This window comes from Bacteroides sp. 519, assembly GCF_010500955.1.
Taxonomy (GTDB): Bacteria; Bacteroidota; Bacteroidia; order Bacteroidales; family Bacteroidaceae; genus Bacteroides.
In genome coordinates, this window is the sequence record NZ_QVMJ01000003.1 from 156721 (window position 1) to 175174 (window position 18454).

General features: G+C 41.1%; 7 protein-coding genes and 1 pseudogene. 7 read left to right on the forward strand and 1 reads right to left on the reverse strand.

The features are described 5' to 3' along the window. The first annotated feature begins 64 nt into the window (after positions 1-64). The 3 genes from D0T85_RS03680 to D0T85_RS03690 all read left to right on the forward strand — a co-directional run bounded on the left by D0T85_RS03680 (position 65) and on the right by D0T85_RS03690 (position 3149). Positions 65-607, forward strand: a complete 543-nt coding sequence (locus D0T85_RS03680) for an RNA polymerase sigma-70 factor (RefSeq protein ID WP_163210365.1) — start codon at positions 65-67, stop codon at positions 605-607. Between the two features lie 91 nt (positions 608-698). Then, entirely contained in the window at positions 699-1547 is an 849-nt protein-coding gene (locus tag D0T85_RS03685) for a FecR family protein (protein WP_163210367.1), read from the forward strand. A gap of 114 nt (positions 1548-1661) precedes the next feature. Next, a complete protein-coding gene (locus D0T85_RS03690) occupies positions 1662-3149 on the forward strand; it encodes a carboxypeptidase-like regulatory domain-containing protein (protein WP_163210369.1) in 1488 nt (495 codons plus the stop codon). Between the two features lie 305 nt (positions 3150-3454). Here D0T85_RS03690 and D0T85_RS03695 read toward each other — a convergent pair. Continuing rightward, positions 3455-7396, reverse strand: a pseudogene (locus D0T85_RS03695) (two-component regulator propeller domain-containing protein). 355 nt (positions 7397-7751) lie between these two features. On the opposite strand from D0T85_RS03695, the gene D0T85_RS03700 reads away from it, so the two are divergent. From D0T85_RS03700 to D0T85_RS03715, 4 genes are all read left to right on the forward strand, one after another. Beyond that, the gene (locus D0T85_RS03700) at positions 7752-10946 is read left to right on the forward strand and encodes a TonB-dependent receptor (protein ID WP_163210373.1); all 3195 of its coding nucleotides are present in this window, start codon (positions 7752-7754) and stop codon (positions 10944-10946) included. 12 nt (positions 10947-10958) lie between these two features. Further along, positions 10959-12959, forward strand: coding sequence for a RagB/SusD family nutrient uptake outer membrane protein (locus tag D0T85_RS03705; RefSeq protein ID WP_163210375.1), 2001 nt, complete (start codon positions 10959-10961; stop codon positions 12957-12959). A gap of 94 nt (positions 12960-13053) precedes the next feature. Beyond that, the gene (locus D0T85_RS03710; protein ID WP_163210377.1) at positions 13054-15366 is read left to right on the forward strand and encodes a family 20 glycosylhydrolase; all 2313 of its coding nucleotides are present in this window, start codon (positions 13054-13056) and stop codon (positions 15364-15366) included. Positions 15367-15376: 10 nt separating this feature from the next. Then, positions 15377-18445, forward strand: a complete 3069-nt coding sequence (locus tag D0T85_RS03715; RefSeq protein ID WP_163210379.1) for a glycoside hydrolase family 2 TIM barrel-domain containing protein — start codon at positions 15377-15379, stop codon at positions 18443-18445. The last annotated feature ends 9 nt before the right edge of the window (positions 18446-18454 follow it).

Sequence of the window (18454 nt, forward strand, 5' to 3'; positions counted from 1 at the left end):
TCATTACTCATTACTCACAACTCATTACTCACTACTCAAAACTTATTATTATTTTTGTCCGGTTATGCTGAATGATATATCTGTTTTAAAGAAAATAAAAGAAGGAAACATCAACGCTTATGAGCATGTTTTCAAGCTTTATTATTCTGGGTTGATGATATACGCATTCGGCATAATCGGGCGAAAAGATATAGCAGAAGAAATTGTTCAGGATGTATTTTATAAGATATGGAAGGAACGCGAAAACATTCAGATCCTCCATTCTATAAAATCCTACTTGTACGGTGCAGTGCGCAACCAGTCACTTCAATACTGCGAACATCAGGAAGTTAAGGAAAGATACAAGCAGAAAGTACTGTTGGCAAATGTTGAAGCTCACGAAGATAATCCGGAAGAACAGTTTCTGATCAAAGAACTGGAAGAGATTATAAACAAAACATTAAAGCAATTACCACCTAGGCGGCAGCAGATATTCAAACTGCATCGTTTTGAAGGTAAGAAATACAAAGAAATAGCTGACGAGTTATCACTTTCTGTAAAAACCATCGAGGCAGAAATGACGAAAACTTATCAGGCATTGAGAAAAGAAATAGAAAAGTATATTTAAGAAGCAAGAATAAAGAATTAAGTAATAAGAATCTTTGCAGCATGTATTCTTACTACTTACTACTTAATTCTAAATTCTAAAACAAATATTTATGAAGCTAAAACAAATATTAAATAACGATACGGAGAAAGCTTGGGAAAGCTTGAATCAACGTCTGGAGGAGGATGGATTGCTCGGGGTGGAAACTACCCGGAAGCCGTTACGCATTCAATTAAGAACGGTGTGGTTGTCGGCTGCCAGTGTTGCTGTTCTACTTATTGGAATTGTATCGTTATTCCTGATGCAAAACAACAATCCAGCAATTGAGACTCTTGTATTGCATAACGGACAAGGCGAACCCACTTTGGTTACCACTCTTGAAGATGGATCGACTGTTTTTTTGAGTGAAGAAACCTCTATTGAATACCCCACCCATTTTGCAGACAATAAAAGAGAAGTATATTTAACCGGCGATGCCTTCTTTGAAATAGCCAGAGATGAAGAATGCCCATTTGTTATTGACACTAAAACAGCTTTAATAGAAGTACTTGGAACATCGTTCAGCGTGAATAGCAAAGCGGATGATGCTTTCTCGCTTTCTGTTCGCAGTGGTGAAGTGCGGGTTACTTCAAAGATAACAGGAGAAAGTTCTCATGTAAAAGCGGGCGAAACAGCTTTGGTGAATTCGGAAAAACTGAGAACCATTCCAACCACCAACCCTGAAACGTTTTATATATACCTGGACTGGATTTATTTCAAAGATCAAACCCTCTCCAATGTAGTACGTATAATCAATGAGAGAAACAAACATACTACACAATTAGCTTATCCTCCCCAAATAGCCGGACGACAATTTAATGTAGTTCTCTCCAACGAATCGCCTTTAGAGATAACAGAGATTATTTGCACAGCACTAAACCTAAGCTATACCCAAAAACAAGATACTATTTATATTGAATAAATTGTTATGATATTATTTAGAACACAGAGGTACAGAGGCACAGAGATGTTACATAGAAAACAAGGCATAATTAAACTCTGTGCCTCAGTGTCTCTGTGTTCTAAAATTATAGTATTGTTGTTATTTGCTGCAACAAGCGTATATGCTAATAACAGTGATATTCTTGATCGTGAGATTCGTATTTCCCTTTCAAAAGCTACCAAATACCAGTACCTCCGGTCTATCTCCGACGAAATTGGCTATCAGTTTGTGTACGATAGTTCTGTAATAAACAACGATAAGGAGATAGCCATCTCTCCCGGGCTTTATGTGTTGCGGGAGGTTATTCCCATCATTGCCGAAAGCAACCATATCGACATTAAAATTGTAGGGAAGCATATCGTACTCAGTATGGTTGCGCCCAAATTGGTAAATCCGGCAATAGCTGTGAAGCCGGAAACACCTCCTTATACGGTGATTACCGGCAGAATTTTTGATTTGTTTTCTAAAGAGATTATTTCTTCTGCTACATTAATCATAACCGATGCCGGCATAGGAACTGTTAGCAATCAGGATGGAGTTTTCCGTCTGGCTATTCCCGATTCTTTAAAAAGTAGTACAATACGTATCTCACATATCGGATACGTAAACCGGGAGTTTACCCTCAGGGAAGTTACGGATGGTCGCATCGATCTATCACTCGAACCCAAAGTAATCCCTTTGCAGGAGGTTGTAATCCGGGTTATCAATCCCATTCAAACCATACAGAAGATGCTGGATGAGCGTAAGTACAACTATGCATCAAACCCGGTTGATTTAACGGTGTTCTATCGCGAAGCCATTGAGCATAAAAAAAAGAATGTCGATTTAACCGAAACTGTTCTCAACATCTACAAAACAGGTTATGACTATGAGCACTCCAATGATCAGGTAAGGCTGATGAAGATGCGTCGTATTATCGACCAGCAGGAGCGGGATACCATACTTACTAAAGTAAAAGCGGGCATTTATTCGGCACTTATGTTGGATGTGGTAAAGCATGTCCCCGATTTTCTCGAAGTATCTCCAGCCAATGAGTTTGCCTATACTTTTGCCGACATGAGTGTTGTTGATAACCGCCTGGTATATGTTATCGCCTTTGAACAAAAGCAGCATATTAAAACTCCACTGTTTAAAGGGCAGTTATACATAGATACCGATAACTATGCCTTGTTAGAAGCCCATATTGAAATCAATCCGGAGTATGTTGAAAAGGCAACTTCGCTTTATGTGGAGAAAAGAAGCCGCAACTTCCGGCTCACGCTTCGCAAAGCTGCATATACACTCTCTTACCGTCCGGGGCTGGATGGACTTCACTATTTAAATCATGTACGGGGCGATCTTGAATTCCGTGTCAGGCGGAAACGCCATTGGTTCAGTTCTACTTTGAAGGTCTGGTTTGAAATGGTAAACTGTAAAGTAGATACAGAAAATGTTCAGCCTATACCCCGGCAAGAGCGTTTCTCGCCACGAAGCATCCTTTCGGAAACAACGCATGCGTACGATCCGGATTTCTGGGGTGGTATGAATGTTATTGTACCCGAAGAGGAACTGAAGGAGTTTATTCTTAAGAATCTTCAATAAACGCTATACTAGCCTTCGGTTCGGGTCTGAAATGAACTAAAAACACAGAGTCACAGAAACACGGAGCTTTTCCTTGTGCTGAACACGGAGGCTTCGCTTTTGTCGTGCAAAAGCGAAGCCTCTGTGTTTAGCACTGGTAATCAAAAACTTACAGTACCAACACTTTTTTGCCTGTGAGAAAAAAGTATCACGCCTGTGGTACAAAAGTATCACAGGCAAGATACAAAAGTATCACAGGCAAGATACAAAAGTGCCACAGGGAAGATACAAAAGTGCCACAGGGAAGAGTATTTAAAGACTTCATGCTATTGGGATGATTGAGCTTTGTTCTTCTTATACGAAGTTGGAGTTTCTCCAGTATATTGCTTAAACGCAGTACTGAAATATTTTAGGCTACTAAACCCTACTCTCTCTGATATTTCGGTGAAAGTTAGGTTAGTGCTTATCATTAGCTGAATAGCTTTTTCCATTCTTATTTTGTTTATATATTCATTGGTAGCCATGTTGGTTAAGGCTTTCAGCTTGTTGTAAAGTGAAGCCCGGCTCATACCTATCTCTTTGGTAATAAAAGGAATATCCAGGTTGTTGTTATCTATATTTTCACCAATAATTCTGTTTAGCTTTATCAGGAATGCTTCATCTACCCCACTAAAGGAACTTTCTTCGGGTATAGGAACCAAACCTGCATTTAGATATCTGTTTCTTATTTGTTCACGAAACTTCAACTTGCTGCGCAGTACTTCAATAAGCACTTCTGCGTCAAAAGGTTTCCCCAAATAAGCATCCGCACCATTTTTATACCCATCCACACGACTTTGTGCATCATCTCGTGCCGTTAATAGTACCACAGGAACATGGCTGATATCAATATCTTCCTTAATGCTTTTGCAAAGTTCATATCCGTTCATTTGGGGCATCATTACATCACTCACAACAATGTCGGGTATATAACTTTTGGTTAGCCTGAGGGCTTCTGCACCATCAGAGGCTATCCATACTTTCTTAAAACAGGGGGTTAGAATGCTTTTCAAGAACTCAGCTAGTTCCTAGTTGTCATCGACCACCAAAACGGTATAGGGTTGAGTGTTAAATATTTCCTCCTCTTTGCTTTCTTTATTGGCATCATTACCCATCAGCTCGTTCAGATAAGCTTTGGGTTCGCAAATTATTTCTTCGCATTGTTGTTTTAATGGTAATTCGAAAAAGAAGACAGCACCACCATGCTGATTATTGTATGCTCCGATAGAGCCTTTGTGCAATTCAACTAACATTTTAGAATAAGATAATCCTATTCCTGTTCCGCTCTTTTCGCCGGCACCTTGATAAAAAGAGGTAAAAAGTAATTGAGCATCTACTTGTTGTATCCCCTTTCCCCGATCGGATACGGAAATACGCACGCGGTCTGTTTCGGGAAGTCGTTTCGACTCAACAATAATTTCTGTATTTTCCGGACTATGCTTTAGCGCATTAATCAGCAAATTGTTCAGTATAATTTCACATTTATCTTTATCAAAGCTTACAGTGTCAATCTGTAAATCGGGTTGAACAGTAATTTGTATATGCTTGGCCTCGCTTTCAATACTGAAATCCTGTAATATCTGCTCAATCCATTCGTTAAGACGATGTGGCTGTATTTGCAACTTACTTTCTCCAACCTCCATTTTACGTACATCAAGTACCATATTAATAAGACTTTTCATACGTTGCGCCTGCCTGTAAATTAGTTTCAGAGGCATATATTGGGGTGCTTCTGCCGAAAACGATTTCAGTATTCTGTTAAGTGGAACATGAATCAATGTTAATGGGGTACGTAGCTCGTGGCTGATATTAATAAGAAAGTTCACTTTTTCTTCGTATATCTTTTGTTCGTGTTCTTTCATTGCCCATTTTAGTTTTTCTTCCTTACGCTTCAGCATCCACCAAAATGCAGCAAAAACAATTGTAACAATGCAGCATATACAAATAAAAATAAACCACCATGTACGATACCAGGGAGGAGTAATCTTCACCATCAACAATTGTTGCAATGGGGTCCAACTTCCATCTCTTGTCATACACGAAATCATTATCTGGTAATTGCCTGGCGGCAAGGCATACATCACTAATTCTGGGTTATTCGATTCTATAAACTGCTCATCCAATCCTTTTATCTGGTATCTATATGTTTTTTTTCTGAAAAGATCTTCATCTTTTGCCATAACACGAATCGCAATATTACTGTTCCATGGAACCGAAATTCTCTGCGGACAATTGTTTTGTTCATTGCTTGCTAATTTCCCGTTAACAAGGATATTCGACAATCTGAATTGTGGCATTTTATCTGTTACAGATGGTATTTGGTTATCAATATAAAGCAACCCATTTGTGCCACCCATATACACATCTCCCTGTGTTGTAATTAAACGAGGTTCAGCAAAATACTCATCAATAACAGCACCATCGGATTTACTAAACAGGGTTAACTTCTCCTCTTGGGGTAACCATACAAATAGCATATTGTCTGCTCCAATCCATACTCTATCTTTCTGGTCGCAAACTACCGATGAAACTCTGGTAAACAAGGTTGTTTCAATATACTTTTCTGTTTGTTTAACTGGGTCGTAACTTGTTAATCCTAAGGTGTTTCCTATCCAAAAGCGCCCATGCTCGTCCATCGTTACAGCATTCATTGTTACCCCTTCTTTGGCAGTAAATATTTTTTTGAGATGATTGCTATAATTATTTAGTTCGTAGATATGGTGAGGATCATAGAAATAGGTAGAGTGCTCGTTATAAGCAATTGTCCTAAACGACCCCTGAGCTATTGTTATATCTTCATCTTCGGAGGCAATTGTGAATTCTTTCTTGTTGATATTGTAGCTATATATATGATCTCCCAAAAGCAACACGGTATCAGGCCCATTCTGATATAAATGTACAGTCTTACCCCTATTGCACAAACGTTTGTTTGTTTCTTCATCAATGATAATAAATGGTGTTTTAGTTCCTGTTCTGGGATCAAAAACAAATATTCCTTGCGAAAATAGAGAGAGTAATAATCTCCCAGATGTAAATCCACAAATCGAAACCACCTTATCATTCCAAGTAGTAGGATAATGAACAAATTTTTCTGTACCCGGATAAAATTGGTTGAGCCCTCCGTTTGTTCCAACCCAAATATGGTTGGGGCTTTGCTGATAAAGGCTTAATACAATGTTATTGCTCAAACTATATTCATTGCCGGGCCATACATTCGAGTATGTTTTGATGTACACTTCGAACAATGCAATCAAACCACTGTGAATGCTTCCAATCCATACATTGTTATTGTAATCGTTATAAAGACACATAACCGAGTTGTTGGGTAACGAGTGGTTTTCTCTTCCCGGAATATGTTTCAGTAATGTAAACTGATTGGTTTGTGGGTCGAGTATATTAATACCGCCTCCATCTGTTCCAAACCACATTTTTCCTTTCCGTTCAACAATGGTTAATACAATATTATTACTCAAAGACGAATTAGCTGTAGTGTAGGAGGCTATTAAATTTCCATCTTGTCCATAACATTGCACACCTCCATTGTAGGGGGCTATCCACAACCGTTGACTGGAATCAACATACATAGCAACAATCTGAAGTTCATTGTCGAATGGGGGTTTATTCAGTTCACCGGTTCGTAAATCAATTGTACGCATACGCATTTGCCAACGGGCACCACAAAGTACAGTATGCGGATTGAGCATACACAATGAGGTAACATTGAAAGTGTATCCTAATTCAATTTTACACAACTCTTCAATGCACGATTTCTTGTAGCTATAAAAATAAATCTTATTTGAACTTCCAAATAAAACCCCATCGGGAGTATTACATGCCGAGAAGGCTGTTATATCTTCTCCTTCTTCGTTTTTTTGTGGTATAAAGTTGTCTTCCCAATAATGATAACGAGCAAGTCCTTTATTGGTCAAAACCCAAAGATTTCCTTGCTTATCTGTTATCAGTTGAAAAATCCGGTTACTGGGAAGCGAATGAGCAATAGTGGGATTATGGTTGTATTGTTTGAAATTCTCTCCATCAAACCGCCCTAATCCCAATTGCGTTCCTACCCATACATAATTATATTCATCTTTAACAACACACTGTATGGTAGATGATAAACCCGCTTCCTGTGGAATCTGTTTATAATAGTACTGCTCCGCTTGAATTGCAAATATGTTAACAAAGCAACTAATTGCCACCAACAAAAAATGTTCTCGAAGTCGTGTCATAGATTAAGTTTATAGATTCAAATTTAAGGTATAGACTGCAAATATGAGACAATTTAATGATTATCGGAAACTATTTAGTGTTTTTCGGAACAAAGCTATCCGGATACGCCCTTATTTTTGTCTCCTGAAAATGAGCAACAATCTGATTGATAACTCATTCTTAAGGTTTAATTGTTGTTTTACCAAGTTCTAGTCAAACTGAGAAATTGAAGATACCACAAAGAATAATGAAGGTAAGAAGAAAGGCATAACAAAAACAGAAATATAAGTTTGACTAGAACTTATTTTTTAGTGATAGTAACAAGTAGAGGGCTTTTATGCTCTCTTAGATTAAATAACCTTTAATTTTATTATTATGTTTAGAAACCTAAAAACAATTGGAATTTTATTATTCCTTTTAACTGTTTGTGGAGGATCTTTGCATGCTTATTCCGAAAGCGGAATATCCGGTATGAGAGTGGTGCAACAAAGTGGCACGTGTACCGGTATTGTAAAAGATGGAACAGGTGAAGCTGTGATTGGCGCATCTGTAATGGTAAAGGGTACTACCAATGGTACCATTACAGGTTTGGATGGCGATTTCACATTGAACAATGTAGAGTTGGAAAGCACAATCGTTATTTCTTTTATAGGATACCAAACAAAAGAAGTACAATGGACAGGTACTCCACTAAAAATTACACTGCAAGATGATTCGCAAATCCTTAGTGAAGTTGTGGTGGTGGGTTATGGTACACAAAAAAAAGTAAATGTAACGGGTGCCGTTAGCATGGTCGATTCTAAAGTTTTAGAATCACGCCCAGTACAAAATGTATCCCAAGCCTTACAGGGTCAAATACCAGGTTTAACCATGTCGGTAGGAAATGGTGGTGGTTCCTTAGATAGTTCACTGGGTATCAGCATTCGTGGTGGCGGTACTATTGGATCGGGGTCTAGCGGAAGTCCATTGGTATTGATTGATGGAATCGAAGGAAATATGAATACAGTGAACCCTAACGATATTGCTACTGTATCTGTATTGAAGGATGCTGCTTCGGCTTCTATTTATGGAGCGCGTGCTGCATTTGGTGTTATCCTTATTACAACAAAGAATGGGAAACAAGGAAAAACAAGAGTAAACTATACAGGTAATGTGCGCTTTTCTACAGCTATTCAGGTTCCGGATATGACAAATTCAATAGAATTTGCCAACTATTACAATGTAGCTTCTACTAATGGTGGGGGATCTCCGGTGTTTTCGGACGAGGTTATGGCAAATATGAAAAAATACATCAATGGTGAGTTTACAGATCCAACAAAGCCAGAGTATTATGGTACAACAATTAATCCAAGTAATAACAGATATCAAAACTACACCGGTTCGTTTGCTAATACCGATTGGTTCGACGAATTTTACAATAGTGGCGTACCCTCGCACGAGCACAACTTGAGTTTTAGTGGTGGTAACGAAAAAATAACCTATATGTTAAGTGGTAACTTCCTGGACCAAAAAGGTTTGTTACGCCATGGAGAAGACCGCTTTAACCGTTATACATTAAATGGTAAAATATCGGCTGAACTTACAGACTGGTTAACAATGAACTTTACTACCAAATGGACACGCGAAAGCTACGACCGCCCTACATATATGACCGGATTGTTCTTTCACAATATTGCTCGCCGTTGGCCAACTTGTATCACTGTTGACCCGCACGGAAATTGGGCATCCGATATGGAAATTATCCAAATGAGGGAAGGCGGTAAACAGAACAGCCGGAAAGACTGGAACACCAACCAATTACAGTTTATTTTTGAGCCTATCAAAGATTGGCATATCACAGCAGAAGGAAGCATGCGCCAATACAACCGCCAACAACATTGGGCAGTGTTACCAATTTATGGATATGATGCCGACAACCAACCCTACCTGTTATCATGGAGTGGTGGCGCTGCCGGATACTCGGAGGTACAAGATTCGAGCGAAGGGCAAGATTATTTTTCAACGAATATCTACTCTGATTATTCGAAAACAATTGGAGGACACTATTTCAAAGTAATGGGAGGGTTTAATGCCGAGTTATACAAAAACAGAAACCTGTATGGGTTTGGTACCGACCTGATTACATCAACCGTTCCCGAACTTAATACAACTCAAGACAATCAAAAAGCCTGGAACAGTGCTAGCGAGCTTGCCATAGCAGGTTTCTTTGGCCGGTTGAACTATAATTATAAAGAACGTTATATATTGGAGGCTAACTTGCGTTACGATGGATCGTCTCGCTTTGTTGGCGATAAACGTTGGGGACTGTTTCCATCATTCTCGACTGGTTGGAATATTGCACGCGAAGAGTTTTTTGCTCCATTAGCCAAAACTATTGGTACTTTGAAATTACGTGGCTCTTGGGGACAACTAGGTAACAATGCCCTTGATGCGTATTATCCATTCTTTCAATCAATGTCTACTGGTGTAAATTCATCAGCGTGGTTAATTAATGGGTCAAAGCAAAACACTTCCTCCCTACCAGGTATTGTAAGCAGTTTGCTCACTTGGGAAACTGTTGAAAGTTGGGACGTAGGTTTCGATTGGGGTATGCTCAACAATCGGTTCACAGGTTCGTTCAGTTACTACAACCGTCTTACCAAAGACATGGTAGCCAACTCACCAAATTTGCCCGGTATTTTGGGTGCTACACCACCGAAACTAAATAATGCCGACTTAAAGTCGTATGGTTGGGAATTGGAACTTTCGTGGAGAGATCAAATCAAGGACTTTAAATATGGTGTACGTTTTGTGTTAGATGATAATAAAGAGAAAATCACCAGATACTACAATCCAACCGGTGCATTGAATACTTACTATGCCGGACGTATGGTGGGCGAAATCTGGGGGTATACTACTGTAGGTATCGCTCAATCGCAAGAAGAGATGGATACACATCTTGCAAACAACAAACCTAACTGGGGTTCTGCTTGGACAGCGGGAGATGTTATGTATAAAGATTTAGATGGCGATGGTAAGGTAAACAATGGAGCAAATACACTAGACGATCATGGTGATCTAAGGGTTATTGGTAATAACAAGCCACGTTACAAATATGGTTTTACGTTGGATGGTTCGTGGAAAGGACTCGATGTTTCCATCTTCTTGCAAGGCGTTATGAAACGCGACTACTGGTTGGCTGGTCCTTACTTCTGGGGAGCATCAGGTGGTATGTGGCAGTCTACTGCCTTCAAAGAACATCTCGATTACTGGAGTCCCGAAAATACAGGTGCCTATTATCCAAGACCTTATTTCAGTACTACCAAAAACCAAGAGACACAAACCCGTTATCTACAAAATGCTGCTTATTTGCGCTTGAAGAACCTGCAAATAGGTTACACACTACCTAAAGCATGGACACGCAAGGCTAACATGGAATCGGTACGTATTTATTTCTCGGGAGATAACCTGCTAACACTCAGCGATATTAATGGAGTATTCGATCCTGAAACTCTTGGAGGAGACTGGGGTGATGGTAAACTTTACCCCCTGCAAAGAACTATCTCATTTGGTTTAAATGTTAACTTCTAAAAAATACAAACTATGAAATTAAATTTAAAACATACTATCGTCTGTTCACTAATTGGTGTGGGCAGCATCGGGTTAAGCTCGTGCGATGATTTCCTCGACCGCGAACCCATAACCAATGTCACTCCCGAAGCCTATTTTGCAACAGTAGATCAAGTAGCTTCTTATCTGGATAATTATTACAACGGCCATTTAGTTAACTCGCAGGGGCAAAGCTTGTTTCATCCCACAGCTTGGAATGCCGGTATGGCAAACAACGACCAAAACACTGATAATTTGGTAAAGGATGATGGTAGCTTAACTTATTTTGCAGGTACATGGCAGGCAAGTGCCGGACAAACACTTTCAAGCGATTACAGTAAAATTCGCGTGTGGAACTATCTAATCAACACCGTACTTCCGAAAGAGGCTGACGGAAGTATATCAGGAAATTCGGAAAACCTGAAACACTACATTGGCGAAGCTTACTTTTTCCGGGCAATGGCTTATTACAATGCATTGGTAAGACTTGGCGACCTACCTATTATAACAGAAGTATTGCCTAACGACGAAGTATATCTGCAAGAAAATTCTGTTCGCGCTCCACGTAATGAAGTGGCACGTTTTATCTTAAAAGATCTGGACGAGGCTATCAGCCGTTTGAAAGATGCCGGATTTCAGAACAACCAGCGAATTAACAAGCAAACAGCACAATTGTTTAAATCAAGAGTAGCCCTATTCGAAGCCACATTCGAAAAATACCATCAAGGTACTGGTCGGGTGCCAGGTGATAGCAATTGGCCAGGTGGTACATTTAATGGAAATATTGCAACTGAAATAGACTTCTTCCTGAGCGAAGCAATCAGTGCAGCAAGTGCAGTAGCCGATGTAGCTGTGTTGACTGAAAATAGTCATCAAATTAATCCGGAATACAATGAAATCTATAGCTGGAATCCGTATTTCGAAATGTTTAGTCAACCTTCTTTGGCTAATGTGCCCGAAGTATTGTTGTGGAAAGAGTACAATAAGAGTCACAACATCAGCCATTGTGCACCTAACCGTTTACAGTTAGGAGACCGCAGTGGTATAACCCGCAGTTTTATTACTTCATTCCTTATGAAAAATGGTCTTCCTATTTATGCTCAGGAGTCTGGGTACAAAGGCGATATCAGTATTGATTTAGAATCGGAGGATCGCGATGAACGTATGCAACTTTTTGTATGGGCCGAAAGCGATGTGTTGAAATCGGACCCAACCGAAGCATCAGTACGCGAGGACGAAGAAGTAATATTATTCGGGAAACCCGGCATTACAAATGGTGCTGAGCAGAATCGTGACCTTACTGGTTATCGCCAACGCAAGCACTACACATACGACCATAATCAGAAATCGGGTGACGAACTTTTGGGCACCAATGCTTGTCCTGTATTCCGTTCTGTTGAGGCCATGTTAAATTACATAGAAGCTTATTATGAAAAGAATAATCAACTAGACAGTAAAGCCGAAAATTATTGGAAAGCAATCCGTCAAAGGGCAGGTGTAAGCGAAGACATAACACTCACCATCAACAGTACCGATATGAGCGAGGAGGCCAAGTTGAACGATTTAGGTGTATGGTCGGGAAGTAATATGGTAGACGCAACACTGTACAACATTCGTCGCGAACGTCGCTGTGAATTTATTGGTGACGGAATGCGTTGGGATGATTTGAAAAGATGGCGTTCGTGGGACAGATTGTTTACGCAACCTTATATCGTAGAAGGTATCAATTTATGGGATGCAGCTCATAACAATTATACTGGCGACGAAGCAATTGTAGCCGATGGTAGTACCAGTTCTAATGTATCATCATCGTCGGTGAGCAAATATGTACGCACTTTTCAACGTTGGGAAACGAATAATCAGTTGTACAACGGATATACATGGCGTAAGGCCTATTATCTGAACCCAATTGGTATAGAAGAGTTGAAATTGGCTCCAAGTTTATACCAAAATCCATATTGGCCAAGCCAATCTGCTGGTTTAGCCGAGGAATAGTAAATTCGTTTATTATTAGGTAGTGAGTTGCCATGTGACATAGCAACTCACTACTCACTCACTATTACACATTTCTTCTTCACATAAAACCTCTATGAAACAACTATTTAAGTCCTCACTTGTAGCACTATTCTATAGTTTGATTGCAAGCACAGTTTTCGCTCAGCAAATACAAGTTCCGTTGATACCCACACCAGCAAGTATGCAGTGGGGCGAGGGGACATTTACCTTTACAACCAGTACAAGCATTACTGTAGAGAATGAAAGTCAGACTAAAATCGTTCAGGAATTCATTACTCTCTTTACCCATGCAGCCGGGTTTACCCCCAAAATACAGCTTGGTGGCAAAAAAGGCGATATTCGCCTGTTCACCGATAACACCTTGAAGAATGAAGCCTATCGGCTCGAAATCACACCCCAAAAGATAACTATACACGCCTCCGGAAGCCCCGGCTTTTTCTATGCCCTACAGAGCATCCGTCAGTTGTTACCTGCCGCAATTGAACAAGATAACCTTGCTCTGGGAATAGACTGGAAAGTACCGGCAGTAACCATTGTAGATGAGCCCCGCTTTGGCTACCGTGGAGTGATGATTGACGTGGCTCGCTTTTTTACCCCCAAACGTGAGCTACTCCGTATAATAGACTGCATGGCAATGCTTAAGCTTAACACATTACACTTTCACCTGACCGATGACAACGGCTGGCGCATTGAAATAAAGAAATATCCCCTATTAACCGAAATAGGTTCGCAGCAAGTAGAACGCCCGGGGAAGCTATTCCCTGAACGACTGAATGCCCGACAGGGAGAGCCAACCATACCAAAAGGATATTACACACAAGAAGACATCCGGGAGATTGTGGCCTATGCTGCCACTCGCCAGATTGAAGTTATTCCCGAACTAGAGATGCCGGCACACAGCAATGCCGCATTGGCTGCTTATCCTTTGTTAACTTGTCCTATAATAGATAAATATATTGGCGTGCTGCCCGGTTTGGGTGGCACTCATGCCGATATCATCTACTGTGCCGGAAACGACAGTGTTTTTACCTTCTTGGAGGGTATTGTAGATGAGTTGGTAGAACTCTTCCCTTCTCGCTATATTCATTTGGGAGGAGACGAAGCCAGAAAAACACATTGGAAACAATGTCCTTTGTGCCAGAAGCGTATGAAAGATGAAAAACTGGAAGACGAAGAAGCATTGCAGGGATATTTTATGGCACGCATGAGCAAGTACGTGCAAGCAAAAGGCCGTGAAGTGATGGGATGGGACGAACTTACCAACACACGTATCCCCGAGGGAGCCATAATTTTTGGCTGGCAGGGATTGGGAAAAGCTGCCCTGAAAGCAGCCGAACAAGGTCACCGTTTCATTATGACTCCTGCGCGTATCATGTATCTGATCCGGTACCAGGGGCCACAATGGTTCGAACCGGTTACTTATTTCGGAAATAATACACTGAAAGATGTGTATGATTATGAACCTATAGATAAAACATGGGATTCAAAAACATGTTCTTTGCTTATGGGTATACAAGGATCTATGTGGACAGAGTTCTGCAACAAGCCCGAAGATGTAGAGTATCAGCTATTTCCCCGCATGGCTGCTGTGGCCGAAGGAGCCTGGACACTTCCTGCTCGTAAACAATGGCCTGAATTTTTAAAAGCAGTAGACCGCTATAACGAACACCTTGAAGCCAAAGGGGTAACCTATGCACGCTCCATGTACAACATTCAACATACAGTAACTCCGGTGAAAGGCAAGCTACAGATAACACTGGAATGTATTCGGCCTGATGTAGAAATTCGATATACCACAGATGGTAGTGAGCCAACAGCCAAATCCATCTTGTATAAAGATAAATGGGTTACAACCGAGGCCGTAACTGTGAAAAGTGCTACATTTAAAGGCGGAAAGCAAATGGGAGAAACATTGGTGTTACCTGTACTATGGCATAAGGCCACGGCAGCCACAGTGACAGGAAGCACCAAAGGGCAGGTAATGAGTAACGGAGTGCGTGGAAGCCTGAAAAACTCAGACTTTGAGTGGATGTCCTGGGATAGAAACGATACCATTACCTTTACGCTCGACCTGCATAAAAGAAAAGACATACATAAGCTTACGTTAGGAGTAATGAATAACTTCGGCATGGGAATACATAAACCTCGGGCTATTGAGGTAACGGTTTCTAACGATAACCAAGAATACAAGCAAGCAGCTTTCAGAAGGTTTGAGTTAGCGAATATATTTATGGAAGGAACGTTTATCGAAGATATTTCTTTTGCACTCACCGAAAGCGCACGCTATGTGCGTATTACACTTCATGGTGCCGGAAAATGTCCGGGTATGCATGTGCGTTCCGGACAGGATGCGCGGATAAACATCGATGAAATAATCATAGAATAAGAATATAACAATGTACAAGCAGATTAAACGAGTAGCGTGTTGCCTCTTTCTTGTAGGAACATTTATCAACGCAGTGGCGCAAACGCCCGAATGGCAAAGTCAATATGCAATTGGGTTAAACAAACTAGCACCTCATACCTACGTATGGCCGTATAGCAGTATAGACCATCTGCGGAAAGGAGAACATGAAACATCTCCCTATTACATGAGTCTTAATGGAGATTGGAAATTTCATTGGGTAAAGAACCCCGACCACAGACCCAAAGAGTTCTATAAACCCGATTATTACGTAGAGTCCTGGGCAAACATCAAAGTTCCGGGCAACTGGGAACGGCAAGGGTATGGAACACCCATCTATGTAAACGAAACGTATGAGTTTGACGACAAGCTTTTCAATTTCAAAAAGAACCCGCCATTGGTTCCTTATCAGGAAAATGAGGTTGGTTCCTATCGGCGAACGTTTACTCTACCTGTCGAATGGAAAGACAGACGCGTAGTTATTTGTTGCGAAGGTGCTACTTCCTTTTATTACATCTGGCTAAATGGTGAATTGTTGGGATACAACCAGGGGTCGAAAACACCTGCCGAGTGGGATATTACAAATAAACTGCAAGAGGGAGAAAATACGGTTGCTTTGGAAGTTTACCGCTGGAGTGCCGGAGCCTATCTGGAATGCCAGGACATGTGGAGACTAAGCGGAATTGAACGCGATGTGTACCTATACAGCACCCCTAAACAATATATTGCCGATTATCATGTGACATCTTTATTAGATAAAGAGCAGTACAAAACAGGGGTGTTTGGTTTGGATGTAACGATTCAGGGAGAAGCTTCCTTAAATTCCTCTTTGTTATATCGTGTAGAAGATGCTACAGGAAAAATGATATTGGAAGGTACTCGTAGAGTTCAACCTAAACAAATTGAACAACACATCCTGTTCGACGAAGAAAAGCTACCGGGTATTAAGCCTTGGAATGCCGAACATCCTAACCTTTATACATTAGTGCTGGAACTGAAAGATGCGAATGGAAAAACCACACAACGCACCGGCTGCTCAATTGGTTTCCGCACCTCGGAGATTAAAAACGGGCGTTTCTGCATTAACGGTGTTCCAATATTAGTGAAGGGGGTAAACCGTCACGAACACTCGCAACAGGGACGTACAGTAAGTAAGGAACTCATGGAACAAGACATTCAATTGATGAAGCAACATAACCTGAACACCGTGCGTAATTCGCATTACCCTACCCACCCGTATTGGTACGAATTGTGCAACCGCTACGGATTGTATGTTATTGATGAGGCAAATATTGAGTCGCATGGTATGGGGTATGGTGAAGCTTCTTTAGCCAAAGACTCCACCTGGCTTCCTGCTCACATGGACAGGGTGAAGCGCATGTACGAACGATCGAAAAATCATCCGGCTGTTGTTATATGGTCGTTGGGTAATGAAGCCGGCAACGGTATCAACTTTGAACGCACTTACGATTGGATGAAAGAGGTAGAGGAAAATCGTCCGGTACAATACGAACGGGCAGAACAGAACTATAATACAGATATCTATTGCCGGATGTATCGTAGCGTAGAAGAACTGTTGGCCTATGCCCGGCAACAAGAGCCCAAAGTGTATCGTCCTTTCATCATGACCGAGTATCTGCATGCCATGGGTAATAGCTGTGGCGGGTTGAAGGAGTATATGGAAGTATTCGAAAGCGAACCCATTGTTCAGGGAGGGTGTATCTGGGATTGGGTAGACCAATCTTTCTGCGAGATAGATGCAAACGGGAAGTGGTATTGGACATACGGCGGCGATTATGGGCCGAAGGATGTACCAAGCTTTGGAAACTTCTGTTGCAACGGACTGATAAGTGCCGATCGTAAACCACATCCGCACTTGCTTGAAGTGAAGAAAGCCTATCAGTACATAAAAACCACACTAACAGATAGTCAGACCTTGACATTAAAGATTAAAAACTGGTACGACTTTACCGATTTAAGCAACTATACACTGCATTGGCAAGTAATAGGCGATAATCAGGAAGTTATCCGAACAGGAACCGAACAACTAAGTTGTCCCCCTCACGAAACAACAGAGCTTATATTGGGAAAAATAAAACTTCCCACTAATATTCGTGAAGCTTATCTCAATCTGAGTTGGACACCTAACCGGCAACAGCCTTTTATCCATACAGCATACGAGGTGGCCTACGACCAGTTTGTACTACCTGCCAACACCAACTACCGCAAGCCACAACCCAAACTCGCAGGAAAGGTAGAACTAGACATTGACCAGCAAACCGGAGCATTACGTTCATATCGTTACAACGGACAAGAAATGTTGGCCACTCCAATAATATTGAGTCTCTATCGTCCTGCCACAGACAACGACAGGCGAGAAAGAGCAAACGGGGATAGAGCATGGAAAGCAATAGGCCTGAATATGCTAACACAAAAAGCTACATCCGTAAAACTATCGGGCAAGGGTGGCGAAGCCGATGTTGAATTATTCAATCCGCAAGGCATAAAGGTAGGGCAGGCTGTGTTCAAGTATACCCTAAAGAGCAATGGTGCACTTGAGATACATACCCGTTTTATGCCGGATACTGCGCACATCACTTCACTGGCAAGAGTGGGATTAACGTTTGAAATGGCGGATAAATATAATCGTGTAAGCTATTTAGGGCGCGGAGACCATGAAACGCATACCGATCGCAATCAGTCTGGCCGTATTGGTATCTATCATACAGATGTAGAACGTATGTTTCATTACTATGTGCGTCCACAATCTACAGGCAACCGCACAGATGTACGATGGATGCAACTGGCAGATAATACAGGGAAGGGATTGTTGTTCCACTCGGATGCAAACTTTCAGTTCACTGCTTCTCCTTTCACTGATGCTGTGATAAACGCTGCCGGGCACATTAATGATTTGCAACACACAGGCAGTGTAACTATACACCTCGATGCAGAACAGGCAGGTGTAGGTACAGCTACTTGCGGTCCCGGGGTTTTACCTCAATATCGTGTGCCAGTGAAAGAATATACATTCGGATTCAATATCCGTCCATTGAAATAATGTGAAACA

Excerpts from the sequence above, each read along its gene's own strand:
- D0T85_RS03710 (WP_163210377.1), top strand. The coding sequence starts at position 13,054 with ATGAAACAACTATTTAAGTCCTCACTTGTAGCACTATTCTATAGTTTG.
- D0T85_RS03685 (WP_163210367.1), top strand. The coding sequence starts at position 699 with ATGAAGCTAAAACAAATATTAAATAACGATACGGAGAAAGCTTGGGAA.
- D0T85_RS03715 (WP_163210379.1), top strand. The coding sequence starts at position 15,377 with ATGTACAAGCAGATTAAACGAGTAGCGTGTTGCCTCTTTCTTGTAGGA.
- D0T85_RS03700 (WP_163210373.1), top strand. The coding sequence starts at position 7,752 with ATGTTTAGAAACCTAAAAACAATTGGAATTTTATTATTCCTTTTAACT.
- D0T85_RS03705 (WP_163210375.1), top strand. The coding sequence starts at position 10,959 with ATGAAATTAAATTTAAAACATACTATCGTCTGTTCACTAATTGGTGTG.
- D0T85_RS03680 (WP_163210365.1), top strand. The coding sequence starts at position 65 with ATGCTGAATGATATATCTGTTTTAAAGAAAATAAAAGAAGGAAACATC.